21 protein-coding genes are annotated in these 26,037 nt (G+C 62.6%); 16 read left to right on the top strand and 5 right to left on the bottom strand.

Annotation, left to right across the window (positions count from 1 at the left end; all coding sequences use genetic code 11):
• Positions 1-36: 36 nt before the first annotated feature.
• From speA to ACK59H_RS01245, 4 genes are all read right to left on the bottom strand, one after another.
• Positions 37-1,950 carry an arginine decarboxylase gene (speA, locus tag ACK59H_RS01260; protein ID WP_060480529.1) on the bottom strand — a complete coding sequence of 638 codons (1,914 nt, stop codon included), beginning with the start codon at positions 1,948-1,950 and terminating at the stop codon, positions 37-39.
• Between the two features lie 151 nt (positions 1,951-2,101).
• Entirely contained in the window at positions 2,102-2,473 is a 372-nt protein-coding gene (locus ACK59H_RS01255; RefSeq protein WP_060480530.1) for a translation initiation factor Sui1, read from the bottom strand.
• A gap of 262 nt (positions 2,474-2,735) precedes the next feature.
• The gene (locus ACK59H_RS01250; protein WP_060480531.1) at positions 2,736-3,272 is read right to left on the bottom strand and encodes an NUDIX hydrolase; all 537 of its coding nucleotides are present in this window, start codon (positions 3,270-3,272) and stop codon (positions 2,736-2,738) included.
• Between the two features lie 2 nt (positions 3,273-3,274).
• Entirely contained in the window at positions 3,275-4,342 is a 1,068-nt protein-coding gene (locus ACK59H_RS01245) for a DUF2333 family protein (RefSeq protein ID WP_060480532.1), read from the bottom strand.
• Between the two features lie 246 nt (positions 4,343-4,588).
• Here ACK59H_RS01245 and ACK59H_RS01240 point away from each other — a divergent pair, with 246 nt between their 5' ends.
• The 6 genes from ACK59H_RS01240 (at position 4,589) to accC (ending at position 12,554) form a co-directional block, all read left to right on the top strand.
• Positions 4,589-5,968, top strand: coding sequence for a diguanylate cyclase (locus ACK59H_RS01240; RefSeq protein ID WP_060480533.1), 1,380 nt, complete (start codon positions 4,589-4,591; stop codon positions 5,966-5,968).
• Positions 5,969-6,066: 98 nt separating this feature from the next.
• Positions 6,067-8,028, top strand: coding sequence for a methyl-accepting chemotaxis protein (locus tag ACK59H_RS01235; RefSeq protein WP_060480534.1), 1,962 nt, complete (start codon positions 6,067-6,069; stop codon positions 8,026-8,028).
• Between the two features lie 182 nt (positions 8,029-8,210).
• On the top strand, positions 8,211-9,986 hold the full coding sequence (locus tag ACK59H_RS01230; RefSeq protein ID WP_409264173.1) for a protein-disulfide reductase DsbD: 1,776 nt from the start codon (positions 8,211-8,213) through the stop codon (positions 9,984-9,986).
• A gap of 179 nt (positions 9,987-10,165) precedes the next feature.
• Positions 10,166-10,618, top strand: a complete 453-nt coding sequence (aroQ, locus tag ACK59H_RS01225; protein ID WP_027920816.1) for a type II 3-dehydroquinate dehydratase — start codon at positions 10,166-10,168, stop codon at positions 10,616-10,618.
• Positions 10,619-10,719: 101 nt separating this feature from the next.
• On the top strand, positions 10,720-11,181 hold the full coding sequence (accB, locus tag ACK59H_RS01220; RefSeq protein WP_060480536.1) for an acetyl-CoA carboxylase biotin carboxyl carrier protein: 462 nt from the start codon (positions 10,720-10,722) through the stop codon (positions 11,179-11,181).
• A 17-nt stretch (positions 11,182-11,198) separates the two neighbouring features.
• Positions 11,199-12,554, top strand: a complete 1,356-nt coding sequence (gene accC, locus ACK59H_RS01215; RefSeq protein WP_009685761.1) for an acetyl-CoA carboxylase biotin carboxylase subunit — start codon at positions 11,199-11,201, stop codon at positions 12,552-12,554.
• A gap of 348 nt (positions 12,555-12,902) precedes the next feature.
• Here the strand turns inward: accC and ACK59H_RS01210 are convergent, their stop codons facing one another.
• Positions 12,903-14,756: a sigma-54-dependent Fis family transcriptional regulator gene (locus ACK59H_RS01210; protein WP_409264172.1), complete on the bottom strand. Its 1,854-nt coding sequence runs from the start codon at positions 14,754-14,756 to the stop codon at positions 12,903-12,905.
• A gap of 279 nt (positions 14,757-15,035) precedes the next feature.
• Here ACK59H_RS01210 and ACK59H_RS01205 point away from each other — a divergent pair, with 279 nt between their 5' ends.
• From ACK59H_RS01205 to purH, 10 genes are all read left to right on the top strand, one after another.
• Positions 15,036-16,091: an NAD(+)/NADH kinase gene (locus ACK59H_RS01205; RefSeq protein WP_060477886.1), complete on the top strand. Its 1,056-nt coding sequence runs from the start codon at positions 15,036-15,038 to the stop codon at positions 16,089-16,091.
• A 22-nt stretch (positions 16,092-16,113) separates the two neighbouring features.
• On the top strand, positions 16,114-17,091 hold the full coding sequence (locus ACK59H_RS01200; RefSeq protein ID WP_060477887.1) for a thiamine pyrophosphate-dependent dehydrogenase E1 component subunit alpha: 978 nt from the start codon (positions 16,114-16,116) through the stop codon (positions 17,089-17,091).
• A gap of 32 nt (positions 17,092-17,123) precedes the next feature.
• A complete protein-coding gene (locus tag ACK59H_RS01195) occupies positions 17,124-18,146 on the top strand; it encodes an alpha-ketoacid dehydrogenase subunit beta (RefSeq protein ID WP_060477888.1) in 1,023 nt (340 codons plus the stop codon).
• Positions 18,143-19,249, top strand: a complete 1,107-nt coding sequence (locus ACK59H_RS01190) for an acetoin dehydrogenase dihydrolipoyllysine-residue acetyltransferase subunit (RefSeq protein WP_409264171.1) — start codon at positions 18,143-18,145, stop codon at positions 19,247-19,249. Before ACK59H_RS01195 ends, ACK59H_RS01190 begins: the two co-directional genes overlap by 4 nt.
• A gap of 55 nt (positions 19,250-19,304) precedes the next feature.
• A complete protein-coding gene (locus tag ACK59H_RS01185; RefSeq protein WP_230849749.1) occupies positions 19,305-20,366 on the top strand; it encodes a 2,3-butanediol dehydrogenase in 1,062 nt (353 codons plus the stop codon).
• A gap of 143 nt (positions 20,367-20,509) precedes the next feature.
• Entirely contained in the window at positions 20,510-21,388 is an 879-nt protein-coding gene (prmA, locus tag ACK59H_RS01180; RefSeq protein WP_060477890.1) for a 50S ribosomal protein L11 methyltransferase, read from the top strand.
• A 42-nt stretch (positions 21,389-21,430) separates the two neighbouring features.
• Positions 21,431-22,723, top strand: a complete 1,293-nt coding sequence (locus tag ACK59H_RS01175) for a DUF3426 domain-containing protein (protein WP_060477891.1) — start codon at positions 21,431-21,433, stop codon at positions 22,721-22,723.
• Positions 22,724-22,929: 206 nt separating this feature from the next.
• Positions 22,930-23,943, top strand: a complete 1,014-nt coding sequence (gene dusB / locus ACK59H_RS01170; protein WP_060477892.1) for a tRNA dihydrouridine synthase DusB — start codon at positions 22,930-22,932, stop codon at positions 23,941-23,943.
• Positions 23,940-24,260, top strand: coding sequence for a DNA-binding transcriptional regulator Fis (fis, locus tag ACK59H_RS01165; protein ID WP_008093076.1), 321 nt, complete (start codon positions 23,940-23,942; stop codon positions 24,258-24,260). The genes dusB and fis overlap by 4 nt, the downstream gene beginning before the upstream one ends.
• An 80-nt stretch (positions 24,261-24,340) precedes the next feature.
• Positions 24,341-25,948 carry a bifunctional phosphoribosylaminoimidazolecarboxamide formyltransferase/IMP cyclohydrolase gene (gene purH, locus ACK59H_RS01160; protein WP_409264170.1) on the top strand — a complete coding sequence of 536 codons (1,608 nt, stop codon included), beginning with the start codon at positions 24,341-24,343 and terminating at the stop codon, positions 25,946-25,948.
• Positions 25,949-26,037 lie beyond the last annotated feature (89 nt).

Genomic DNA, 26,037 nt, shown 5'->3' with positions numbered 1-26,037 from the left:
CCAGGCGCTAAAGGTGCCGCGCCAAACACCCCCCAATCACGAAGAAAGGTAAGAGGACCGGGTCAACCCCAAACGCAGCGCATCCAGAAACTGGGTTCGCTCCCGCGGGCTGATCTTGGCGCTGGCTACCTTGTCGCGGTAGTGGGTCATCAATTCCTCAGGAGACAGGTGCACGTAGCGCAGCATGTCTTCGATGGTGTCGTGGGTTTCGATGCCCGCGTGGTAAACACTACCGTCGGCATTCTGGTAGATATTAACCGAGTCGGTATCACCAAACAGGTTGTGCATGTCACCCAGAATTTCCTGGTAGGCGCCCACCAGGAATACGCCCAGCAGATAGTCCTCGCCTTCGTTGAGCGCATGCACCGGCATGCTGGTTTCGATGCTCTGTTCGTCGACGTACTGGTTGATCTTGCCATCGGAGTCGCAGGTCAGGTCCTGCAGCACTGCACGGCGCATCGGCTCCTCGTCCAGGCGGTGCAACGGGATGATCGGCAGCACCTGGCCGATGGCCCAAGTATCTGGCAGGCTCTGGAACACCGAGAAGTTGCAGATGTACTTGTCGGCCAACTTGTCGTTGAGCTCGTCCAGCACCTGGCGGTGCGAGCGCTGGCGGGCTTTGAGCGAGTTGTGCAGGCGACGGCACACGGCAAAGTAGCACTGCTCTGCCAGGGCCTTCTCAGCCAGGCTGATCTTGCCATCGGCATACTGCGCTGCTACGTCACCCATGTAGTGGGTCGCGCGCCAGTAGGTCTCGGTAACCATCTCGATGTCGGTCGGGCCCAGCAGGTCCACCAGCCATTGCACGGTTTCAGGCAAGGCTTCTTTGTTCTCGATGGTTGGCACTTCGTCGTTGTGCCGCTCCACGTCGGTGACTTGAATCACCAGCATGGCGTGGTGTGCAGTCAGCGAGCGGCCGCTCTCGGAGAAGATGTGCGGGTGCGGCAGGCCCTGCGCGTCGCAGAATTCCTTGAGCATGCCGACCACCACGCCTGCGTAGTCGTCCATGTCGTAGTTGATCGAACTGGCATTGCGCGAATGGGTACCGTCGTAGTCGACGCCCAGGCCACCGCCCACGTCGATATGGTCGACCGGCAAGCCCAATGCGCGCAGTTCGCCATAGTAGCGGATGGCTTCCTTGAAGCCGTGCTGGTAGTCGGCCAGGTTGGCGATCTGCGACCCCATGTGGAAGTGCAGCAAGCGGATACCTTGGTCCAGACCGGCATCGCGGAAGCGCTGCACCACCGAAATCAGCTGAGCGGCGGACAAGCCGAACTTGGACTTCTCACCACCGGTATCGGCCCATTTGCTCGAGGCCAGCGACGACAAACGCACGCGCAGGCCGACCTGCGGCTTGACCTTGAGCTCGGCTGCCTCATCGATCACCAGGGCAACTTCCGACTCTTTTTCGATAACGATGAACACGTTGTGGCCGAGCTTTTGCCCCATCAGCGCCAGGCGGATGAATTCACGGTCCTTGTAGCCATTGCAGACGATGGTGCCGCCCTTGGGTGCCAGGGCCAACACCGCCAGCAATTCGGGCTTGGAACCGGCCTCCAGGCCAATCGAGACGTTCTGCGTGGCAATGATGTTTTCCACCACGGCTTCTTGCTGGTTGACCTTGATCGGGTACAGCGCGGTGTACTGGCTCTGGTAGTCCAGGCGCGCGATGTTGGCGTCGAACGCGCCGGTCAGCTGGCGCACACGGTCTTGCAGAATGTCGGGGAAGCGCACCAGCAATGGCAGCGACAAACCGCTCTTGCGCAACTCATCGACCTGTTCGTACAGGTCGATCGGCGAGCTGTCTGGGCCATTGGGGCGCACTTCGACGCGCCCGGCCTCATTGATGGCGAAATACCCTGCGCCCCAGTGGCGAATGCCATACACACTGCGGCTGTCGGCCACAGTCCACTGGCTACCATCGTCTTTGCGTGTGCGTCGTACGGACATTCAAGTCCCCTATAGATAAGTGCAAGACACTGCCCCACAAGCAGGCGGGCGCAGTGTAAAAGCCAAAAATGACGATTAGTCCGTGCCCCCGGGGTAGACCCTGGTCACGACAACGAGTTTAGAAAGCGTTGGGCAAAAAAGCGTGGGCTGGTCAGCCGCCGGACTTTTTCGCCTTGAAACCCTGCTTGATCAGCTCGGCAATCAGCAGCTCGACGTGGTCGCCCTGGATCTCGATCACACCCTCCTTGAGTGCGCCGCCGGTACCGCAGCGGCGCTTGAGGGTGCTGGCCAGTTCCTTGAGCTGGTCGAGCGGCAGCGGCACCCCGGTGACAGTCGTCACAGTCTTGCCACCACGGCCTTTGCTTTCACGGCGCACGCGGGCGATGCCGTCCCCCTCGGGGATGACCTGCTGCTTGCAGGTGCAGGCGTCCACGGGCTGGCTGCAGTCAGGGCAGTGCCGACCGGCATCGGTGGAGAAAACGAGACCGCCAAGGGCGGCGAAGGAAGAAGCTTTCTTGGCCACTTTTGTTCCTCTGTGCTGAGGACAAAAACTGGTCGGCGGGTGCCGACCGCGAAGCCCCACTCTGGCAGGGGCGGCGCTACTGTCGCAAGATCCTGCGACAGCCCGAAAAGGGCGCGCAGTGTAACGATAAATCAGGCTGTTGTGTAGAAGTGGCTAGACCTGCCAATCAAGCGACGCGATGTATGGCATCGCCAGCGCCGGTATTGGGCTGAAAAGCCGCGCTTACAGGGGCTGCGCACACCCCAGGTATGGGCTTTAGCCGTCAACAAAGGCTGGCTTTGTAGCGCTGCAAGGCCGCCAGCGAGTCCGGGCAATAGGGCTTGGTCAGGCTCTCCTGCTCGGCACGCTCGAGGCTGATGAATTTCGCCTCGCTCACTTCTTCGGGCTGCAACCGCAGCGGCGCATCCGAAACGGCCGAATACACCGCACACCACAGGTGGTTGTCGGGCTGGTTGAAATAGAAGCGCTCGTGAAAACGCAAGGAGACGCCCTCGATGCCTAATTCTTCCGCCAGCTCACGGGCCGCCGAATCGGCATAGGCCTCACCTGCTGCGACCATGCCGCCGGCCGCCACGTCCCAATACCCAGGGTACAGCGCCTTGCTCAAGGTGCGCCGGTGCACGCACAACTCACCGGCACCGTTGAACAGCAGGATGAACGTGCAACGGCCGATCAAGCCGCGCTCACGCAGCTCGGCCCTGGGCAAAGCGCCAAGCACCTGGTCTTGTGCATCCACCCAAGTCACCAGTTCGCGGTCGGAGGCCGCCCGGTGGGCGACCTCGTTGGCGCCGATGGCCATGCTCAACCCTGCGAAAGCAGTTGGCGCAGGTCGATTACCGCAGCGTTGGCCCTGGAAATGTAGTTAGCCATGACCAGCGAGTGGTTTGCCCACATGCCAAACCCACTGCCGTTGAGCACCATCGGGCTCCACAGCGGTTCCTGGGACGCTTCCAGCTCGCGAATGATCTGACGCACGCTGACAGTCGCGTTCTTCTTGGCCAACACGTCGGCGAAATCGACCTCGATGGCGCGCAGCAGGTGCGACAGCGCCCACGCCTGGCCTCGGGCTTCGTAGAACACGTTATCGATCTGCAGCCACGGCGTTTCCACCACCTCTTCATCGACCTGCGGCGCTTGGCCTGCGACGACCGATTCGGTCTTAAGGTTGGTGTTGAGTTTGACACGGCCAACACTGGCCGAAAGGCGCTGCGACAGCGAGCCCAGGCGCGTGGCGACATCGCCCAGCCAGTTGTTCAGGTTGTCGGCACGGGTATAGAAAATCGCCCCCTTGTCACCAGCAGCCAAGCGGGCCTGGTAGCGCGACAGCGACTTGATGCCCTCTTCGAACTCCGATTCGCTCGAAGGCAGAATCCAGCTTTTATTGTCGAAGTTAAAGCGTGGCTCGGCCTTGGCCAAGTCGGCGTCTTCGGTGGACTGCGACTGCGAGCGGGCGAAATCCTTGCGCAGGGCACGGGACAGGTCGCGCACCTGCACCAGCACGCCGTATTCCCAGCTCGGCATGTTGTCCATCCACAGGCCAGGCGGGAAGCGGTCGTTGGAAATGTAGCCGCCCGGTTTGTCCAGCAGCGTACTGGCCACGGTCTTGAGGGTTTCCACGGTGGTGTAACCGATCACCATCTGCTGGCCGTTGCGCTCGGCGGCAGCCTGGGCATTCTGCTGCACCGGGAACAACGCCGGCTCCTCGCTCCAATACCAGCCCAGGCCAATGCAGACCAGCAGATACAGGCCGATCAACGTGCCAAGGGCGCGGCTCCAGAGGCCACCGAAGTAGCTACGGGCTGCAGCGCTACGGCCATCCACACGCTCACGGGGCTCGGCTTTGGCCTCGCGGTTTTTCCAGTCCAGCATGGCTTTGTCCTTAATCAGTCACGACGGTTAGGGGCTTTGACCACAGGCCTGTGCCAGGGTGCCACGACAAGCCCGCATTGCAGCACTATAAAGCAGACACTGCCTTACGCATAAGCGACCAATCGGTCAATAACTGAATATTGATTCTTGAAGCTTTGTTGACCCGGAGCACGTGCAAGAGCAAAAAGGAGTGCTAGCATGGAGCCATCATCGCCCCTGCATAGCCCACTAATAAGTAGTCAGGACATGACCCCAGCAGCCGAGCCGAGCAAGGACCGCCTCCCACGGGAGCTCGAACAGCTATTGCAGCGCCTGTCGCGCACCCGCCTGCGCCACGGCGACCAGCCTGATCGGCTGGACCTGCTGCCTGTGCGCAAACCCATCTATCTGTTGCTGCATGACCATGAACGCGCCGAGCGCCTGGCTCAGCAACTGGAGTTTTTTGGCCTGAGCGCCCAGCCGCTGGCGTGCGCCGATGCATTTCTGGCATCCCTGGCCGAACAACCGCCTGCGGCGATCGTCATGGATGTCGATTACGCAGGCCCCGGCACTGGCCTTGAGCTGGCCGCGCGGGCTCAACTAGGGCAAGAGGCACCCATACCGTTATTGTTCTTCAGCCTGCACGAAGCGGACACACCCACCCGCCTTGCTGCGGTGCGGGCCGGCGGCCAAGCGTTTTTGACCGGTACGCTGGAGGCCTCCAGTCTGCTGGAAAAACTCGAAGCCATCACCTGTCACGCCCAGCAAGATCCGTTGCGCGTGCTGATCGTCGATGACTCACGTACCCAGGCCTTGCACACAGAACGGGTACTGACAGGTGCCGGGATGCTGACCCGCACTTTGAACGACCCGATTGGCGCCATGGCAGAGCTTGCCGACTTTCAACCCGACCTGATCATTCTCGACCTTTACATGCCGACCTGTTCAGGCCCTGAACTGGCCAAGGTGATCCGCCACAACGACCGGTACGTCAGCCTACCGATCATCTACTTGTCTGCCGAAGATGATCTGGACAAGCAACTGGACGCCATGAGCGAAGGCGGCGACGATTTTCTTACCAAGCCGTTCCGCTCGCGCCACCTGATCACCACCGTGCGCAACCGTGCAGCCCGTGCCCGCCACCTGAAGGCGCGCATGGTCCGCGATAGCCTGACCGGGCTGTACAACCACACGCATATTCTGCAACTGCTCGAAGACTGCACCTACCGCGCCCGCCGCGAAGGGCGCCCGCTAAGCTTCGCCATGCTCGATATCGACCATTTCAAGAAGATCAACGACCGCCACGGCCACCCCATGGGTGATCGGGTGATCAAAAGCCTGGCGCTGTTTCTCAAACAACGTTTGCGCAAAACCGATTTCATTGGCCGCTACGGTGGTGAGGAGTTCGCCATCGTCATGCCCAACACCTCGCTCAGGGACGCGCACAAAGTGCTGGACGAGATTCGCCGGCGCTTCGCCGAGATTCTGTACCCCGCGCAGCCCAAGGATCTGCAATGCACCTTCAGCGCTGGGGTCGTGCAACTGGACGCTGACCTGGACGCACTGAGCATGGCCAGTACTGCCGATGAGGCGTTGTACCGGGCCAAGCATGCAGGGCGCAACTGCGTAGTGCGGGTTGAACCTTAGGCGGCAGTAGCGCAAGGCCATCATCGTCATCACTCGGTAACAAATTCGCCATAAATTCAGGCACCTATCTCTCGACTCCCTGCAGGAAGTTCGTGGCTATGCGCCTGAAGTGGCTGACCAATTTCAACACCTTTTTGCTGGTAACCGTGTGCATTGCCCTGGGGGCAACGTTGTGGTGGTCGCAACGTGCCCTGGAGCGCCCTTACCAGCTGATGGAGCGCTACCTGTTGCTTTCGCAGCAGTTCCAAAACCAGAGCGTACGCAATGTTCAGGCGTACCTTGCCAGTGGCGATGCCTTGCGCCACGCAGCGGCCGTCGAGGCCAATACCCAACTTGAAGCCTCATTGGCCCAATGGCCACCAGCGCTTGCCGACCAGTTGCGACCTAGCCTGAGCACCCTGCAAGCCTTCACTGCCAACGAGTTGCTCGCCGCCGGCAAACTGGCCGGCGACCCGCAAGCGCTGCTGCTGCAGGCCGAACGTGAGCTGGGCGCCAACCTCGAACAGCTAGCCGCCTATGCCCGCGACAGCGCCAGCAGCGATGCCGCGCGCTATCTGCTGCCAGTGCTCGACGCCAGCGTGCACCTGGGCCGCTTGTCGCTGGCCCGGGACAAACTGGTCAGCAGCGGCCGCGCCGAGCTGGCTGAAGAGGTCGAGCGCGAACTGCAGCTGATCCGCAGCCAGGCCAGCGTCATCGAAGGCCTGCCACTGCTGGGGGTAACCCGCAGCGCCGAGTCAGGCAGCGACGACTTCGCTGCCATGATGGGCTTGCAATCCCAGGCCAGCGAGCAGCAGGAAGACGTGGCGGTCGGCCTCAAGCGCGAGCTGCAGAGCCTGCTGAACCGCTACCCCGCCGAGCTTCAGCGTACCCGCCAGCAAATCGAGCGCCGCACGGCATTGGCCGACAGCACCACCCAGCACCTGGCTGCCGTGCAACAGGCCATTGCCAGCCTAGAGCCCCAAGTGCGCGCCCAACACGGCAAGATTGCCAGTGAAGTACGCATGATTCAGGCTGCGATGATTGGCCTGATCCTGCTGATCGCCCTGCTCATCGACAGCCTGCAACGGCGCTTGGCCCGCACCTTGACCAGCCTGGCCCCGGCACTGTCGCTCTGGGCAGAAGGCGACTTCGCGGCGCCCATCGCATTGGGCAAGACCAACCGCGAGCTGCGTGACATTCAGGAATCGCTCAACCGCTTACGCCAGTACCTGGTGGAGCTGGTCGGCACCATCCGCCACAACGCCGAGCAGGTCGCTGGCAGCAGTCATGCCCTGGCCGGCATGAGCGCCGCCCTGCACCAGGGTGCCGAGCGCCAGGCCGGCGATACTGGGCAGATTCGCGACGCACTGGGGGAGCTGGAAGCGACCATTGGGCAGGTGGCAGGCGACGCCAGCTCTGCCGCCGACGCCAGCCGCGATGCCGGGCGCGCCGTGGAACAGGGGCAGGCAGTGATCGGCCAAAGCCTTTCGGGGCTGCGAGCGCTGGTCGACGAAGTGCAGGGCAACGCGCGGATGATCGAGCAGTTGGCCGAAGAATCCGCCACCATCGGCAGCGTGCTGACGGTAATTCGCTCGATCGCCGAGCAGACCAACCTGCTGGCACTCAATGCTGCCATTGAGGCTGCGCGTGCGGGCGAGATGGGCCGTGGCTTTGCGGTAGTGGCCGACGAGGTGCGCTCACTGGCCCAGCGCACCACTGGCGCGACAGGTGAGATCCAGGCGTTGATCGACCGCCTGCAATTGGCGGCGCGAGAGTCAGTGGCGGGCATGCGCGCCCAACTGCAACACGCTGAGGCTACCGCCGACCAGGCCCAGGCAGCAGATGGCGCACTGGATGAGATCGTCAATGCCATCCGCACGATCGCCGATACCGCAGTGCGCATCGCTGATGTCACGGCACAGCAAAGTGACGCGGTGAGCGAGATTCGAGATCACAGTGAGCGCATCCACACATTGGGCGAAGACAACTTGCAGCAAATTGCTGAAGGGCGCGAGCAAGGTGAGCAGTTGCTGAGCCTGGGTGGTGAGCTGAACAAGGCGGTGCGCGCTTTCAGGGTCTGAGGTTGCCTCTTCGCGGCTAAAGCCCCAGAGGTTGCCCACTGCGTGAGGGCGGCTTCAGCCGCGAATAGACCGGAACAGGCGATGAATTCACCAGCGGCCATGTGTCGCCCTGCCATCCACTTCACTGCCAACCTTCGCCAACTCCGTTATCATGCGGCCACGTTCCACCTCGCGAGTCCGCCATGCGCCGCCTGTTTTTCGTTCTGCTCCTGCTGCTGGCCAGCCCTGTTTTCGCGTCGGGCCTGCTCGACAACCGCCCCAGCGCCACCCTCGGCGCCGCTTCGCTGTCCAACAATGCCGACTTCTTGCCGGTACACGAAGCCTTCAAACTCAGCTTGGTCGAGGCCGGCGAAAAAAACCTCAAACTACGCTTCGTCGCCACCGATGGTTACTACCTGTACCGCCACCGCTTCCACTTCCAGACGGAGCCGGCCGATATCGCCCTGGGCGCACCGAACATCCCAAAAGGTGAGGCCAAGCACGACGAATTCTTCGGCGATGTGGAGGTTTACCACGGTGTGCTCGACATCGAAATCCCTCGCACCGATGACCGCGCCTTCACGCTGCTGGTCGGCTACCAAGGCTGCGCCGACAAGGGCTTGTGCTACCCGCCGCAAACCGAACGCCTGAGCATCGATGGGCAGGGGCCTGCGCCAACCACTGCGGCGCAGGCAGGCAGCGAACCGGGCTGGTCCTGGAAGTCGCTGCTGCTCTTCCTGCTCGCCGGCGTAGGCCTGACCTTCACCCCCTGCGTCCTGCCGATGCTGCCGATTCTTTCTGGCGTGGTCCTGCGTGGCCAGGTCGGTGGCATGCGTGGCCTTGCATTGTCGCTGGCCTATGTGCTGCCGATGGCCGCAAGTTTCGCCGTGCTGGGCGCGCTGATGGGCCTTTTCGGTGCCGGCCTGAATCTGCAGGCTCGCCTGCAATCAGCCTGGGTGCTGGGGCCATTCGCGCTGTTCTTCGTGGTGTTCGCCCTGGCCATGTTCGGCCTTTTCGAACTGAGGCTGCCGCATGCCTTGAGCCAGCGCCTGGACAACGTCGCCAACCGCACGCAAGGCGGGTCGCTGCTTGGCGCAGCGGTGCTCGGCGTGCTTTCCAGCCTGTTGGTTTCACCCTGCGTGTCGGCACCCCTGGCTGGGGCTTTGCTTTATATCAGCGCCAGCGGCGATGCACTGGGTGGCGCACTGAAACTGTTCGCCCTTGGGCTGGGCATGGGGGCACCTTTGCTGCTGATCGCCACGGGCGGAGCAGCTTGGCTACCCAAAAGCGGGCCCTGGCTGAACACCGTGAAAAACGCCATCGGGGTGTTGCTGCTGGGCCTGGCCATCGGCCTGCTCAGCCGCGTGCTGCCAGGCCCTGCCACCTTGCTGCTGGTGGGGTTGCTGGCAGCTGGCGTGGCGCTGTTCCTCGGCGCCTTGGAGTTGGTGGTCAAAACACCGCGTCAGCGGCTGGCGCAACTGCTGGGCCTGGCGTTGCTGGTCTATGCCCTGGCTTGCTGGTACGGCGCCCTGAGTGGCCAAGGCGATCCTTTGCGCCCGTTGCCAGCCTCCGCTGGCAACAACAGCACGGTCGCGACCACTACGAGCGCATGGCAAACGGTGACTACCCCAGCCGCCCTGGACAATGCGCTGGCCCAAGCCAAGGCCGCCGGCCAGCCAGTGCTGCTGGACTGGTACGCCGATTGGTGCATCAGCTGCAAGGTGATCGAACATGAAGTGCTCAATGCACCGCAGGTGCAAGGGCAACTGGCCGCCTTCAAACTGCTGCGTTTCGATATCACCCAAAGCAACGACGAACAGCGCGCGTTACTTGATCGCTATCAGTTGTTCGGGCCTCCGGCGCTGCTTTTCTTTGCGGCGAACGGCAGCGAAATGACCACCGATCGGGTGATAGGCGAGATCAACGCCGGCGAATTCGCAAAAATTCTGGCGCGCGTGCGCGGCAAACTGAGTCTATAACTTCCCGGGTGCCGGGAAGTTTCCCCCACTGAGTGACCAGATTAGATTATTTGGTCACATACTTCGCGCGAAACTCGGGCAACGTGCTGGCTATTGCCGGGAACTGGACACTTGCCGTCGCTTTGCGGCACACTCGCCGCGCTGTTTCGAATTGCCCTACAAATCCAAGGAAACCGCAGATGGCAACCCTACTGGTGCTTCACGGCCCCAACCTGAACCTGCTCGGGACTCGCGAACCGGGCCACTACGGCGCCGTGACCCTGGCCCAGATCAACCAGGACCTGGAGCAGCGTGCCCGTGCCGCTGGCCACCATTTGCAATACCTGCAGAGCAATGCCGAGTACGAACTGATCGAGCGTATTCATGCCGCACGCAACGAGGGTGTGGACTTCATCCTGATCAATCCGGCTGCTTTCACCCACACAAGCGTCGCATTACGTGACGCATTGCTCGCGGTGAGCATCCCATTCATCGAAGTGCACCTGTCCAACGTGCACAAACGCGAACCGTTCCGTCACCACTCCTACTTTTCAGATGTCGCCGTAGGGGTGATCTGCGGCCTGGGCGCCAGCGGTTATCGCCTGGCCCTGGAGTCCGCGCTGGAACAGCTGGCTGCCAACGCACAGCCCTGATAACGAAAACCCCGGCCTGAGCAGGCCGGGGTTATAGAGAAACGTTCAGATACGTTTTTTATATTCCGCCCCCTGACCGAACCTTTGGGAGTTGATGATTAATGGATATCCGTAAAGTCAAGAAACTGATCGAGCTGCTGGAAGAGTCTGGCATCGACGAGCTGGAGATCAAGGAAGGCGAAGAGTCGGTTCGTATCAGCCGCCACAGCAAAACCCCTGCTGCCCAGCAGTACTTCGCACCGGCTCCGGTCGCCGCTCCTGCTGCTGCCCCGGTTGCCGCTGCTGCTGCCCCTGCCGCCGAAGCCGCCGCTGCCGCACCAGCGCTCAAAGGCACCGTGATCCGTTCGCCGATGGTCGGTACCTTCTACCGCAAGCCTTCGCCGACCTCGCCGAACTTCGCTGAAGTTGGCCAGAGCGTGAAGAAAGGCGACACCCTGTGCATCGTCGAAGCCATGAAGATGATGAACCACATCGAAGCCGATGTTGGCGGTGTCATCGACGCCATCCTGGTTGAAGACGGCCAGCCGGTTGAGTTCGACCAGCCGCTGTTCACCATCGTTTGAATCGCGGAGAGCCAACGATGTCTGGGAAGCTCGAAAAAGTCCTGATCGCCAACCGTGGGGAAATTGCCCTGCGCATCCTGCGTGCCTGCAAAGAACTGGGCATCAAGACCGTCGCCGTGCACTCCACGGCCGACCGTGAACTGATGCACCTGGGCCTGGCAGACGAGTCGGTCTGCATCGGCCCTGCATCGTCCAAGGATTCCTACCTGCACATCCCGGCGATCATCGCTGCCGCCGAAGTCACCGGCGCCACCGCGATTCACCCGGGTTACGGCTTCCTCGCGGAAAACGCCGATTTCGCCGAGCAGGTGGAAAAGTCCGGCTTCGCCTTCATCGGCCCGAAAGCTGACACCATTCGCCTGATGGGCGACAAGGTTTCGGCCAAGGACGCGATGATCAAGTCGGGCGTACCGACCGTGCCGGGCTCCGATGGCCCGCTTCCGGAAGACGAAGAGGTCGCCCTGGCGATCGCCCGTGACGTCGGCTACCCGGTGATCATCAAGGCCGCAGGTGGCGGTGGTGGCCGCGGCATGCGCGTGGTGCACAAGGAAGAGGACCTGATCGCCTCGGCCAAGCTGACCCGTACCGAAGCCGGTGCTGCCTTCGGCAACCCGATGGTCTACCTGGAGAAGTTCCTGACCAACCCACGTCACGTGGAAGTTCAGGTACTGTCCGACGGCCAGGGCAACGCCATTCACCTGGGCGACCGTGACTGCTCGCTGCAACGCCGTCACCAGAAAGTGCTGGAAGAAGCCCCGGCCCCAGGCATCGACGAGAAGGCCCGTCAGGAAGTCTTCAAGCGTTGCGTCGACGCGTGCATCGAAATCGGCTACCGCGGTGCCGGTACCTTCGAATTCCTGTACGAAAACGGCCGTTTCTACTTCATCGAAATGAACACCCGGGTGCAGGTTGAGCACCCAGTGTCGGAAATGGTCACCGGTATCGACATCGTCAAGGAGATGCTGAGCATCGCCGCTGGCAACAAGCTGTCGTTCCGCCAGGAAGACGTGGTGATCCGTGGCCACTCGCTGGAGTGCCGGATCAACGCCGAGGACCCGAAGAAGTTCATTCCAAGCCCAGGCAAGGTCAAGCACTTCCATGCCCCAGGTGGCAACGGCGTGCGCGTCGATTCGCACCTGTACAGCGGCTATTCGGTTCCGCCGAACTATGACTCGCTGATCGGCAAGCTGATCACCTACGGCAAGGACCGCGACGAAGCCATGGCGCGCATGCGCAATGCCCTGGACGAGATCGTCGTCGACGGCATCAAGACCAACATCCCATTGCACCGTGACCTGGTGCGTGATGAAGGTTTCTGCAAAGGCGGCGTCAATATCCACTACCTCGAGCACAAACTGGCCAACCAGGAGTGATCGCGTTAGCGTGATGAACAAAACCCCGGACCTGTTCCGGGGTTTTTTATGGCCTGGCTTCAGGGGTTTGGCGCCTGTGGGATCGAGCGCCGCCCGCGCGGCGCATCGCGAGCTGCGCTCGCTCCTACGTTTGTTTCGGGCCAATCAATCCTGCGGGATTTGCGCGCGAACGCTTTGGCGCATGGCACGATATCGCGTCGTTCAAACAAGGCGGTCGCGCGCGCCTGCCACAGGCGTTACTGGCCTGAAACAAACGTAGGAGCGAGCGCAGCTCGCGATGCGCCGCGCGGGCGGCGCTCGATCTCACAGGCGCTAAAATGTTGCGGCGAACACCTGCCAGCCCCGACACTAGCCCTTCATTCGCGGCATTTCGATCCGATGCTCATGCACCCGCCGATACAAAGTCGCCCGCGATATCCCTAACGCCCGTGCCGCTTCCGCTGGCTTCCAGCGGTGCCGTATCAAAGCATCGAGCAGCAGCTGCCGCGCCGGACTCGAAGCGCCCACAACAGCCGCAGGCACGACATCACCCCGCACCTCCTGTGGCAGGCTTTCCAGGCACACCTGCCCACCCTCGCTGACCGCACAGGCATAACGCAGCACCTGCCGCAGCTGGCGCAAATTCCCCGGCCAGCGGTACACCAGCAGCGCCTGCAGCGCATCGTCGCCCAGCACCACCTCAACCCCACATGCCTCGGCTTCCTCAGCCAGCACTTGATGAATCAGACCTAATCGGTCTTCCCGCTCCCTTAGCGGCGGCAACTCGAAACGGGCATTGGCCAGACGGAAAAACAGGTCTTCACGGAAGCGCCCTTCACTCACCATCGCCGCCAGGTCGCGGTGCGTCGCACAAATCACCTGGATATCCACCTGCTGCCGACGCGCGGCGCCCAACGGCGCAACTTCACCTTCAGCCAACACTCGCAGCAGCCGAGTTTGCAGGTTCAACGGCATGTCACCGATCTCGTCGAGAAACAAAGTCCCGCCATCGGCCTGCTGCAACAGGCCCTGCATCCCTTTGCTCGATGCGCCAGTGAACGCGCCAGCGACATAGCCGAACAACTCACTTTCGATCAGGCTTTCGGGTATGGCCGCGCAGTTCAACGTGACGAACGGCCCGTCCCGGCGCTGGCTCTGCTGATGCAACTGGCGTGCAAACACTTCCTTGCCGGCCCCCGTCTCACCCAGCACCAGCACCGCCAGATTGCAGTCCTTGACCCGTGTGGCCAAGCGCAGGTGCTGCTCGATGCGTGGGTCCTGCACCTGCTGCAATGATTGCGCTCGGCTTCGCTGCCCAGGTGCGCTGATTCGCCCGTACAGCCCACCCCAACCCGGCAGGCGCTGGGCCGAACCTTCATTGGCGCGGCGCAATTGGTCCATGTCGAACAGCTCGCCGATGTGCTCAGGCATACGTCCATGGCGCGCAAGCAAGCGCTCGCGGGCCAGGCTGTTGATTGCCTGCAACCGGCCATCGGCATCCCAGGCCAGCAGATAATCGGGCTGGCTATCCACATAACCTGGCGTGCTGTGGGCGCGCATCACCCAGTGGCCCTGAGCGCTTTGCATGAAGAAAGCGTTTTCGATCTCTCGCGCCGTCTGCTCCACCAACTGCAGGATCAGGTGCTGGCTGCGACGGTCGTCCGGCGATTGCAGGGCCGATACATCCACCACGCCGAGCAACTGGCCTTGCGGGTCGAAAACCGGCGCTGCAGTGCAAGTCAGGCCTATGAAGGCAGCACGAAAATGGTCGCGCTTGTGCACCGTGACCGCAGCCTTGCTAGTCAGCACCGCCGCCACGCCACAGGTCCCCTCCTCACCTTCGGACCAGCAGGTGCCCAGGTACAAGCCCGCTTTGCGGCAATCACTTCGGATGGCCGATTCGACCCGGTAATCGATGGTGTGCCCAGAAGCATCTGTCAGCAGTACACAGTAATCGGCACCACGCACCCGACCATGCAGGCGGGCAACGGCATCGCTGGCAATGCGCAGGAACAGCTCGGCACGTTCTCGGCATTCGTTGAGCAGGCTTTGGGAAAGGATGCGCGGCCCCTGCTGCGACCCAGGATCGAGACGGTACAGCTCCATGGAGCGGCGCCACGAGTCGAGGATCAGCGCTGGCACCGGCGCCTGAGGCAGCCGCTCGGCGTTCTTCACTACCCGGCTGACGCAATCGACATGGGCTCGGGAGTTCGCGGCAAGCATGAGGCCTCCGGTTACTGTTTGTTCTTGTCGTTGTGCGCCCATTAAGCGCCTGCCGGCATGGCTGGACAAGCACTGCGTGATTACCGGTTGGCTTGAGACGCAGCGTCTCAGCCCGAGCCCCGGACCCTACCCATGCTGGCACGCAGCGTCTCGGGAAGCGGCCCGCCCCGAGGGCTCTGATAGCCACCGGGGCGCTCTGCAACAGCCATTAGCGCTGCGACGCACAAAGCTGGCATCTGCCTTGCTCAAGCCTTGGCAAACAAGAACACGAGGTGTGCCATGCCGCAGCCCGCCCCAATCATTGGGATCATTGCCAACCCTGCCTCTGGGCGCGACCTACGTCGCCTGACCAGCAATGCAGGGCTCTATTCCAGCACCGACAAGGCCTCGGCCATCCAGCGCCTGCTCGCAGCCTTCGGTGCCACGGGCGTGGCCACGGTGCTACTGCCCACCGACATGACCGGGATCGCCGCCGCCGTACTCAAAGCCAGCCAGGGGCCAGTGGCACGGGACATGCGTTGGCCAGCCCTGCAAGTGCTCGACCTGCCCCTGACCCAGACGGTCAGCGATACCCGGCTGGCCGCCCAACAAATGGTCACGCGCGGTGCATCGATGATTGCCGTACTGGGGGGTGACGGTACACACAAGGCTGTCGCCGCCGAGGTTGGCGACACGCCCTTGCTGACCTTGTCTACCGGCACCAACAACGCGTTCCCGGAACTGCGCGAAGCCACCACTGCCGGCCTGGCCGGGGGCCTGGTCGCCTGTGGCCGGGTGCCGGCGAGCATCGGCCTGCGGCGCAACAAACGCCTGATGGTGAATGTGCCACAACAGGGGCTTTGCGAGTGGGCACTGGTCGAAGTGGCGGTTTCCCCACAGCGGTTTGTCGGTGCCCGTGCACTGAGCCGCAGCGAGGACCTGAGTGAAGTGTTCGCCTGCTTCGCCGAACCCCACGCCATTGGCCTGTCTGCCCTGTGCGGGCTGTGGCGGCCCGTCACTCGGCACGCGCCTTATGGCAGCTGGGTGCGCCTGAACCCTGGCGCCGAACAGGCACTGCTCGCCCCGCTGGCTCCAGGCTTGCTGCAAGCCTGTGGGATCAGCGCCAGCGGCTCACTCGAACCCGGCGTGCCGCACCGCCTAAGCCTGGCCGCCGGCACCCTGGCCCTGGATGGCGAGCGGGAGATCGAGTTTTGCGAACGCGACACCCCAACCATCACCCTCGACCTGCAAGGCCCATTGACCGTCGACGTCGAGGCCGTGCTCGCCCACGCCGCCCAGCATCACTTGTTGGCCGTTTCGCGCGGCCATCGGCTGCACCCTGCAACCCTGTGTTGAGACAACCCTGGAGAACAACAAGATGTCCACTCACCTCAGTTCCGCGCAACTGCTGCATGCCTATGAAGTCATGCGCACCATCCGTGCTTTCGAAGAACGCCTGCACGTAGAGTTCGCCACGGGCGAAATTCCCGGTTTCGTCCACTTGTACGCCGGCGAGGAAGCCTCTGCGGCCGGGGTCATGGCACACCTGCGCGACAGCGACTGTATTGCCTCGACCCACCGTGGTCATGGCCATTGCATCGCCAAGGGCGTCGATGTGTACGGCATGATGGCCGAGATCTATGGCAAGAAGACCGGCGTATGCGGCGGCAAGGGCGGCTCGATGCACATTGCCGACCTTGAGAAAGGCATGCTCGGCGCCAATGGCATCGTTGGCGCAGGCGCGCCGCTGGTGGCGGGCGCTGCATTGGCCGCCAAACTCAAAGGCCGCGACGACGTCGCCGTGGCGTTCTTCGGCGACGGCGCCTCCAACGAAGGCGCAGTCTTCGAGGCCATGAACCTGGCTTCGATCATGAACCTGCCCTGCATCTTCGTGGCCGAGAACAATGGGTACGCCGAAGCCACTGCCTCGAACTGGTCCGTGGCCTGCGACCATATCGCCGACCGCGCCGCAGGCTTCGGCATGCCAGGGGTCACCATCGATGGCTTCGACTTCTTCGCAGTGCATGAGGCTGCAGGTGCAGCCATCGAGCGAGCACGTTCAGGCCAAGGCCCGTCGCTGATCGAGGTCAAGCTCAGTCGTTACTACGGCCATTTCGAAGGCGACGCACAAACCTACCGCGCCCCGGACGAGGTGAAGAACCTGCGCGAAAGCCGTGACTGCCTGCTGCAGTTTCGCAGCAGAGTGACCCGCGCCGGTCTATTGCAAGCCGCCGACCTGGACGCCGTGGATGCCCGCGTCCAAGACCAGATAGAAGACGCGGTACGTCGTGCCAAGTCCGACCCCAAGCCACAGCCCGTTGACCTGCTCACCGACGTGTACGTCGCCTACCCCTGAGCCCAGACAACAAGAACAACAGGAGAACCACCATGGCTAGAAAAATCAGCTATCAGCAGGCTATCAACGAAGCCCTGGCCCAGGAAATGCGCCGCGACAATACCGTGTTCATCATCGGCGAAGACGTCGCCGGTGGCGCCGGGGCACCTGGCGAAGATGATGCCTGGGGCGGCGTGCTGGGTGTGACCAAGGGCCTTTACCATCAATTTCCCGGACGGGTACTGGACGCCCCACTGTCGGAAATCGGCTACGTCGGCGCAGCGGTCGGCGCTGCCACTCAGGGCCTGCGCCCGGTGTGCGAACTGATGTTCGTCGACTTCGCCGGCTGCTGCCTGGACCAGATCCTCAACCAGGCGGCGAAGTTTCGCTACATGTTTGGCGGCAAGGCCGTCACACCGCTGGTGATGCGCACCATGTACGGTGCCGGGTTGCGGGCCGCGGCCCAGCACTCGCAGATGCTTACCTCGTTGTGGACTCACATTCCGGGCTTGAAGGTGGTCTGCCCCTCCTCACCCTACGACGCCAAGGGCCTGCTGATCCAAGCGATTCGCGACAACGATCCGGTCATCTTCTGTGAGCACAAACTGCTTTATGGCATGCAAGGCGAGGTGCCGGAGGAGGTGTACACCGTGCCCTTTGGCGAAGCCAACTTCCTGCGCGATGGCGACGACGTGACCCTGGTGACCTATGGCCGCATGGTCCATGTGGCGCTGGAGGCCGCCAACAACCTGGCACGTCAGGGCATCGATTGCGAAGTGCTGGACTTGCGCACCACCAGCCCACTGGACGAGGACAGCATCCTCGAGAGTGTGGAGAAAACCGGCAGGTTGGTCGTGATCGATGAGGCCAACCCGCGCTGTTCCATGGCCACCGACATCAGCGCGCTGGTTGCGCAAAAGGCCTTTGCTGCGCTCAAGGGCCCCATCGAGATGGTCACAGCACCGCACACTCCGGTCCCGTTCTCGGACGCCCTGGAAGACCTGTACATCCCCGACGCGGGGAAAATCGAAGCTGCCGTGCGCAAAGTGATCGAAGCCTCAAGGAGTGCCGCATGAGCCAGATCCATACCTTGACCATGCCCAAGTGGGGTCTGTCGATGACCGAAGGCCGGGTCGATGCCTGGCTCAAGCACGAAGGCGACCCAATCGCCAAAGGTGATGAAGTTCTGGACGTTGAGACCGACAAGATCAGCAGCAGCGTCGAAGCCCCCTTCAGTGGCGTGTTGCGCCGCCTTGTCGCCCAGCCGGACGAGACACTGCCGGTGGGCGCATTGCTCGGCGTTGTGGTGGAAGGCGAAGCAGACGAAGCCGAAATCGATGCCGTTGTGCAACGTTTTCAAGCCGACTTCACCGCTCAAGGCAGCGCCGAGCTGGCCCAAGGCCCTGCCCCGCAGAAGGCCGAGGTGGGCGGCCGCCTGCTGCGCTGGTTCGAGCTGGGTGAAGGGGGAACGCCACTGGTACTGGTACATGGGTTTGGCGGCGACCTCAACAACTGGCTCTTCAATCACCCTGCGCTGGCCACTGAACGCCGCGTGATCGCTTTGGACCTGCCCGGCCACGGCGAGTCCGCCAAGACGCTGCAGCGCGGCGATCTGGACGAGCTCAGCGAGGCTGTGCTGGCACTGCTCGAGCACCTGGATATCCAGGGCGCTCACCTGGCTGGGCATTCCATGGGGGGTGCCGTGTGCCTGAACCTGGCGCGCTTGCAGCCGCACAGGGTGGCTAGCCTGACCCTGATCGCCAGTGCCGGGTTGGGCGAGGCGATCAACGGCGGCTACCTGAAGGGCTTCGTCGCGGCTGCCAACCGCAATGCACTCAAGCCACAGCTGACGCAATTGTTCGCCGACCCCAGCCTGGTCACCCGGCAGATGCTCGAAGACATGCTCAAGTTCAAGCGCCTGGAAGGGGTCGACACCGCCTTGCAGCAGCTCGCTGCTTCCCTGGCCGACGGCGACCACCAGCGCCTGCAACTGCGCAGCGTTGTGCATCAGCAGCCGACGCTGGTGGTGTGGGGAGCCGCTGACGCGATCATCCCCGCCAGCCATGCCCAGGGCCTGGATGCTCAAACCCTGCTCGTGCCTGCGGTTGGCCACATGGTGCAGATGGAGGCGGCCGAACAGGTGAACGAACAACTCTTGGCCTTTTTGCGCAAGCACTGAGCCCCTTCCCATGAGCCTGGAGACAATCAGCATGAATGACCTCTGCCCTACCCACATGCGCGCAGCCGTCTGGCACGGCCGCCACGACATCCGCGTCGAACAGGTGCCCTTGCCTGGCGACCCGCCGCCCGGCTGGGTGCAGATCAAGGTGGACTGGTGCGGCATCTGCGGCTCCGACCTGCATGAATACGTCGCAGGCCCTGTGTTCATCCCCGTTGAAGCACCACACCCGCTCACCGGCATTCAAGGGCAGTGCATCCTCGGCCACGAGTTCTGTGGCGAAATCGCCAAACTCGGCGATGGCGTCGAGGGCTATGCGGTGGGCGACCCGGTCGCTGCAGATGCCTGTCAGCACTGCGGCACCTGTTACTACTGCACCCATGGCCTGTACAACATCTGCGAACGCCTGGCGTTCACTGGCTTGATGAACAACGGCGCCTTCGCCGAGCGGGTGAATGTGCCTGCCAATCTGCTGTATCGCCTGCCAGAAGGCTTCCCCCGCGAGGCGGGGGCGTTGATCGAGCCACTGGCGGTGGGCATGCACGCGATGAAAAAGGCCGGCAGCCTGCTGGGCCAGAACGTCGTGGTCATAGGCGCGGGCACCATTGGCCTATGTACCATCATGTGCGCCAAGGCTGCTGGCGCCGCGCAGGTAATCGCCCTGGAGATGTCCTCGGCACGCAAGGCCAAGGCCAAGGAGGTTGGCGCCAACTGGGTGCTGGACCCAAGCCAGTGCGATGCCCTGGCCGAGATTCGCGCACTGACAGGTGGGCTTGGTGCGGATGTGAGCTTCGAATGCATCGGCAACAAAAACACCGCCAAGTTGGCCATCGACACCGTTCGCAAAGCCGGCAAGTGTGTGTTGGTAGGCATTTTCGAAGAACCCAGCGAGTTCAACTTCTTCGAACTGGTGTCCACCGAAAAACAGGTAATGGGCGCCTTGGCGTACAACGGCGAATTCGCTGATGTCATCGCCTTCATCGCCGATGGCCGCCTCGACATTCGACCACTGGTGACAGGGCGGATTGGGCTGGAACAGATTGTCGAGCTGGGGTTCGAGGAGCTGGTCAACAACAAAGAGCACAACGTCAAGATCATCGTATCCCCTGGCGGCTAGGGTTTTGCTGCACGCAACAGGCCGTCGGGCGCCAAGGCCCGGCGGCTTTCGTTGCTGTACCACAAAGCCTATGCACTCGCGTAAACTGCCAGCCTTTACGCAGCCCTGGGCTGCCCCTGTCAGATTTACCAAAGGTGCCCGCCATGCCTTGGCTGCAAGTACGCCTGGCCATCAGCCCGGAACAAGCCGAAACCTACGAAGACGCTCTGCTCGAAGTAGGCGCCGTATCGGTCACGTTCATGGATGCCGAAGACCAGCCGATCTTCGAACCCGACCTCAACACCACCCCGCTGTGGTCGCACACCCATTTGCTGGCCCTGTTCGAAGCAGATGCTGAGCCTGAGGCGGTGTTCGCCCACCTGAAATTGCTCACCGGCGCCGAGCTGCCCGAGCATCAGGCCGAGGTGATCGAGGATCAGGACTGGGAGCGCAGCTGGATGGACGGTTTCCAGCCAATGCGCTTCGGCCAGCGCCTGTGGATCGTGCCAAGCTGGCACGATGCACCGGAGAAAGACGCGGTCAACCTGCTGCTGGACCCAGGCCTTGCCTTCGGCACCGGCACCCACCCGACCACTGCGCTGTGCCTGGAGTGGCTCGACGGCCAGCAACTGCAAGACACCCAGGTGCTGGACTTCGGCTGTGGTTCCGGCATTCTTGCCATCGCTGCCCTGCTGCTGGGGGCTCGCGAAGCGGTCGGTACCGACATCGACGTGCAAGCCATCGAAGCCTCGCGCGACAACGCCCAGCGCAATGGCATCGCCGACCACAAGCTCGCGCTTTATCTGCCCGAGCACATGCCGGCCATGCAGGCTGACGTCTTGGTCGCCAACATCCTGGCAGGCCCGCTGGTTTCGCTGGCGCCGCAGCTTTCTGGCCTGGTTCGCCCAGGTGGCCTGCTGGCGCTGTCGGGCATTCTCGCCGAGCAGGGTGAGGAAGTGGCCGCAGCCTACGCCGCCGATTTCGACCTGGACCCGATCGTCGTGCGCGACGGTTGGGTGCGCATCAGTGGTCGGCGCCGCTAAGCGGGCCTAAAATATTCCTCTGCACAGCTCCCGGATCGCCGCATGACCGACAGTTTCGTCACCCAGTGCCCGCATTGCCAGACCAGCTTTCGCGTCACCCATCACCAGTTGAGCGTGGCTCGCGGCGTCGTCCGCTGCGGCCATTGCCTGCAGGTGTTCAATGCGGCCAAGCAGCTGCTGGAACAACACCGCGCCGCAGCCGGCGCTGCCCCTGTTGAGCCACCGCCGGCGCAGCAGGAGCCGGTCGCTGCAGCCGAGCCAGTGGCCAGCAACGCGCCGTCTGTGCCCGAGAAAGAGGATTGGGCCGCCACTGCCCAGGCGTTGGATGAGCTCGACCTGGACCAGGAGCTCGCTCGCCTGGAGCGCCGCGGCGAACCTGCCGAACCGGGTTTTGACGCCAAGGCCGATGCCCTGCAGGCTCGCCGCGACGAACCGGTTGCCCAAGCCCATGACGACGTACCCTTCGGCACCGCAACGGACGACCACCATGAGCCTGACCAAGCCCATGAGCCCATGCCGATACTGCTGGACGAGCAGCCATTGGAAGCGGAACCGAACGCGCGTTCCGAACCCACCCTGGGTCGCAGCCTGGACCTGGACTTCGATGACCAGGCGCACACTCGACTCAGCATCGAGCCCGAGCCTGTAGAGCGCGTGGGCGAGCCCGACGAGGTGGTACACGCCATGGGCCTCAGTGCCCGCGACGACGACGATAGCGACCCGCTCGAGCCAGTTGCCGGCGAACGCCTGGAGCCTGGTTTCGCCGCCAGGTCCGAACGCCCGGCGCGCAAGGAACCGCTGGTCGAGGTGGTCGATGACCCGCTGCAACTGGGTTGGGAAAAACCACAGCCTAACTGGGGCAAGCGCTTGCTTTGGGGCATGCTCAGCCTGCTGGCCGCCGGCCTGCTGGCATTCCAGTACGTATGGTTCCACTTCGACGAACTGGCCCGCCAGGACCAGTACCGGCCAATCTTCCAGCAACTGTGCCCGACGTTCGGCTGCCAGGTACCGACCCGTGTCGATATCGCCCGCATCAAAAGCAGTAACCTGGTCGTGCGCAGCCACCCGGACTTCAAAGGCGCGCTGATCGTCGATGCGATCATCTACAACCGCGCTCCGTTCGCCCAGCCGTTTCCTTTGCTGGAGCTGCGCTTCGCCGACCTCAATGGCCAGTTGATCGCCAGCCGGCGCTTCAAGCCCAGCGAGTACTTATCGGGTGAGCTTGCCGGGCGCGGTGAAATGCCGAGCCAGACACCCATCCATATCGCCCTGGACATTCTCGACCCAGGCCCCAAGGCGGTGAACTACAGCCTCAGCTTCCGCTCCCCGGATTAGCCGACAAGCGGCAATGTCGGCAACCTGCGAGCCGCTAAGCGGCCAGGTTGCTGCTGGGGCCTGAGGCTTGCTGCATCAGGCGCCCTGCTACCGGTCGCAGCTGTTCAGAATTTATCCAAATCCTTCTTTATCCGGTCATCGAGAGCGGGTATCATGCCAACCCTTTTTCGAACTCCAATGATTCGGCCCCACAACAGGGAACACCTATGTCGGCGGTACGCATCGGCCCTTACACACTACGCAACAACCTGATCCTCGCGCCCATGGCCGGGGTCACGGACCAGCCTTTCCGAACACTTTGCAAGCGCCTGGGCGCCGGCATGGTGGTGTCGGAGATGGTCAGCAGCGACATGAGCCTGTGGAACAGCCGCAAGTCCAGCCTGCGCCGCATCCACGAAGGTGATCCCGAGCCACGCTCGGTGCAGATCGCCGGCGGTGATGCGCAGATGATGGCAGCGGCCGCCCGGGCCAATGTCCAGGCAGGCGCCCAGATCATCGACATCAACATGGGCTGCCCGGCGAAAAAAGTCTGCAACAAAGCTGCAGGCTCTGCTTTATTGAGAGATGAAGCTCTGGTCGCTGAAATCCTCCACGCCGTAGTGGGCGCGGTGGATGTACCAGTGACCCTGAAAATCCGCACGGGCTGGGACCGGGCGAACAAGAACGGCCTGAACGTGGCGAAGATCGCCGAACAGGCCGGCATTCAGGCGCTGGCGGTGCATGGCCGTACACGCGCCGACCTGTACAAAGGCGATGCCGAGTACGACACCATCGCGGCCATCAAGCAGGCGGTGTCGATCCCGGTTTTCGCCAATGGCGATATCACTTCGCCGGAAAAGGCCCGGGCAGTGCTCGATGCCACCGGCGTCGACGGCTTGCTGATCGGCCGGGCTGCCCAGGGCCGGCCCTGGATCTTTCGCGAGATCGAACATTTTCTTGGGACTGGCCAGCATTTGCCGGCCCCGCAGTTGGACGAAGTGGAACGCATCCTGCTGGAGCACCTGGCCGCGCTGCATGCCTTCTATGGCGATGTGATGGGCGTACGTATCGCCCGTAAGCACGTGGGCTGGTACCTGGCAACGCGACCCGGCGGCAAGGAGTTTCGCGCCCGGTTCAACGCTTTGGAAGACACACAAGCGCAGTGCGCCAACGTTCGCGAGTATTTCAGCGAACGTCGACAGAGCCTTGAGACAGAGGACGGACAAGGGGTGGCCGCATGACGATGATGACTGAGACATTAGTGAGTGGAACAACGCCCGTGAGCGACAACGCCAACCTCAAACAGCACCTCAACACGCCGAGCGAAGAGGGCCAGACCCTTCGCGACAGCGTCGAGAAGGCGCTGCACAACTACTTCGCACACCTGGAGGGCGCGACGGTCACCGACGTGTACAACCTGGTGCTCTCCGAAGTCGAGGCGCCCCTGCTCGAAAGCGTGATGAACTACGTGAAGGGCAACCAGACCAAGGCCAGCGAGATGCTCGGGCTCAACCGTGGCACCCTGCGCAAGAAGCTCAAGCAGTACGATTTGTTGTAAGCCAGAATCCCAATCAGAAAAGGCGGCCTCTGCAAAGAGACGCCTTTTTTGCTGACTCCACCGCGTTATTGGAACCCGAAATGACCGACCAGACTACCCGCCTGCCAGTCCGCCGCGCCCTGATCAGCGTCTCCGACAAGACCGGTATCCTCGAATTCGCCCGTGAGCTGCAACAGCTCGGTGTCGAGATCCTGTCCACTGGCGGCACCTACAAGCTGCTCAAGGACAACGGTGTGAACGCGGTGGAAGTGGCCGACTACACTGGCTTCGCCGAAATGATGGATGGCCGGGTCAAGACCCTGCACCCGAAGATCCACGGTGGCATCCTCGGCCGCCGCGGCACTGACGATGCCATCATGAACGAGCACGGCATCAAGCCGATCGACCTGGTTGCAGTGAACCTGTACCCCTTCGAAGCCACCATTTCCAAACCCGGCTGTGACCTGCCGACCGCCATCGAGAACATCGACATCGGCGGCCCGACCATGGTCCGCTCGGCTGCCAAGAACCACAAGGACGTCGCCATCGTGGTCAATGCCAGCGATTATGCCGGCGTTCTGCAGGGCCTGAAGGCCGGTGGTCTGACCTACGCCCAGCGCTTCGACCTGATGCTCAAGGCATTCGAGCACACGGCTGCCTACGACGGCATGATCGCCAACTACATGGGCACCATCGATCAGGCCAAAGAAACCCTGAGCACAGAAGCGCGCAGCGAATTCCCACGTACGTTCAACAGCCAGTTCGTCAAGGCGCAGGAAATGCGCTACGGCGAGAACCCGCACCAGAGCGCGGCGTTCTACGTCGAAGCGAAAAAGGGCGAAGCCAGCATCTCCACCGCCGTGCAGCTGCAAGGCAAGGAACTGTCGTTCAACAACGTGGCCGATACCGACGCTGCACTGGAGTGCGTCAAGAGCTTCGTCAAGCCGGCCTGCGTCATCGTCAAGCACGCCAACCCGTGCGGCGTGGCCGTGGTGCCTGAAAACGAAGGCGGCATCCGGAAGGCTTACGACCTGGCCTATGCCACCGACACCGAGTCGGCGTTCGGCGGCATCATCGCCTTCAACCGCGAACTGGATGGCGAAACCGCCCAGGCCATCGTCGACCGCCAGTTCGTCGAAGTGATCATCGCGCCGAAAATTTCCCAGGCTGCCCGCGACGTGGTCGCGGCCAAGCAGAACGTGCGCCTGCTCGAATGCGGTGAGTGGCCAGCCGAGCGCGCTGCCGGTTGGGACTTCAAGCGCGTCAACGGCGGTTTGCGGGTGAAAGGCCGCGATAGCGGAATGACCACCGCCGATGACCTGAAGATCGTCACCAAACGTGCCCCGACCGAGCAAGAGATCCACGACCTGGTGTTCGCCTGGAAAGTGGCCAAGTTCGTCAAGTCCAATGCCATCGTCTATGCCAAGCAGCGCCAGACCATCGGTGTTGGCGCCGGCCAGATGAGCCGCGTCAACTCCGCCCGCATCGCCGCCATCAAGGCCGAGCATGCTGGCTTGCAGGTACAGGGCGCGGTCATGGCCTCGGATGCGTTCTTCCCGTTCCGTGATGGCATCGATAACGCGGCTAAAGTGGGTATCAGCGCCGTTATCCAGCCAGGTGGTTCGATGCGTGACGCCGAGGTGATCGCTGCCGCTGATGAAGCCGGCATCGCCATGGTCTTCACCGGTATGCGCCACTTCCGCCACTGATTTATGGCAATCGGCCGCACTGAAGCAGGCATCTGCTGAGGTGGGGCCAGTTCCACTGATGCTGACTGCCAGCAGGCATCCGCGCTCAT

The sequence above is a fragment of the Pseudomonas sp. KCJK9000 genome (assembly GCF_046230725.1).
Lineage (GTDB): Bacteria > Pseudomonadota > Gammaproteobacteria > Pseudomonadales > Pseudomonadaceae > Aquipseudomonas > Aquipseudomonas promysalinigenes.
Note: the sequence above shows the minus strand (reverse complement) of the source record. Positions and strands in the feature narration are given on the sequence as shown.

What these genes read in the sequence shown, in the direction of transcription:
- ACK59H_RS01175 (WP_060477891.1), top strand. Translation starts at nt 21,431, where the DNA reads ATGACCGACAGTTTCGTCACCCAGTGCCCGCATTGCCAGACCAGCTTT.
- ACK59H_RS01190 (WP_409264171.1), top strand. Translation starts at nt 18,143, where the DNA reads ATGAGCCAGATCCATACCTTGACCATGCCCAAGTGGGGTCTGTCGATG.
- ACK59H_RS01240 (WP_060480533.1), top strand. Translation starts at nt 4,589, where the DNA reads ATGACCCCAGCAGCCGAGCCGAGCAAGGACCGCCTCCCACGGGAGCTC.
- purH (WP_409264170.1), top strand. Translation starts at nt 24,341, where the DNA reads ATGACCGACCAGACTACCCGCCTGCCAGTCCGCCGCGCCCTGATCAGC.
- ACK59H_RS01210 (WP_409264172.1), bottom strand. Translation starts at nt 14,756, where the DNA reads ATGCTTGCCGCGAACTCCCGAGCCCATGTCGATTGCGTCAGCCGGGTA.
- ACK59H_RS01200 (WP_060477887.1), top strand. Translation starts at nt 16,114, where the DNA reads ATGTCCACTCACCTCAGTTCCGCGCAACTGCTGCATGCCTATGAAGTC.
- speA (WP_060480529.1), bottom strand. Translation starts at nt 1,950, where the DNA reads ATGTCCGTACGACGCACACGCAAAGACGATGGTAGCCAGTGGACTGTG.
- ACK59H_RS01250 (WP_060480531.1), bottom strand. Translation starts at nt 3,272, where the DNA reads ATGGCCATCGGCGCCAACGAGGTCGCCCACCGGGCGGCCTCCGACCGC.
- aroQ (WP_027920816.1), top strand. Translation starts at nt 10,166, where the DNA reads ATGGCAACCCTACTGGTGCTTCACGGCCCCAACCTGAACCTGCTCGGG.
- ACK59H_RS01185 (WP_230849749.1), top strand. Translation starts at nt 19,305, where the DNA reads ATGCGCGCAGCCGTCTGGCACGGCCGCCACGACATCCGCGTCGAACAG.
- accC (WP_009685761.1), top strand. Translation starts at nt 11,199, where the DNA reads ATGTCTGGGAAGCTCGAAAAAGTCCTGATCGCCAACCGTGGGGAAATT.
- ACK59H_RS01245 (WP_060480532.1), bottom strand. Translation starts at nt 4,342, where the DNA reads ATGCTGGACTGGAAAAACCGCGAGGCCAAAGCCGAGCCCCGTGAGCGT.
- ACK59H_RS01235 (WP_060480534.1), top strand. Translation starts at nt 6,067, where the DNA reads ATGCGCCTGAAGTGGCTGACCAATTTCAACACCTTTTTGCTGGTAACC.
- dusB (WP_060477892.1), top strand. Translation starts at nt 22,930, where the DNA reads ATGTCGGCGGTACGCATCGGCCCTTACACACTACGCAACAACCTGATC.
- ACK59H_RS01205 (WP_060477886.1), top strand. Translation starts at nt 15,036, where the DNA reads ATGCCGCAGCCCGCCCCAATCATTGGGATCATTGCCAACCCTGCCTCT.
- prmA (WP_060477890.1), top strand. Translation starts at nt 20,510, where the DNA reads ATGCCTTGGCTGCAAGTACGCCTGGCCATCAGCCCGGAACAAGCCGAA.
- fis (WP_008093076.1), top strand. Translation starts at nt 23,940, where the DNA reads ATGACGATGATGACTGAGACATTAGTGAGTGGAACAACGCCCGTGAGC.
- ACK59H_RS01230 (WP_409264173.1), top strand. Translation starts at nt 8,211, where the DNA reads ATGCGCCGCCTGTTTTTCGTTCTGCTCCTGCTGCTGGCCAGCCCTGTT.
- accB (WP_060480536.1), top strand. Translation starts at nt 10,720, where the DNA reads ATGGATATCCGTAAAGTCAAGAAACTGATCGAGCTGCTGGAAGAGTCT.
- ACK59H_RS01195 (WP_060477888.1), top strand. Translation starts at nt 17,124, where the DNA reads ATGGCTAGAAAAATCAGCTATCAGCAGGCTATCAACGAAGCCCTGGCC.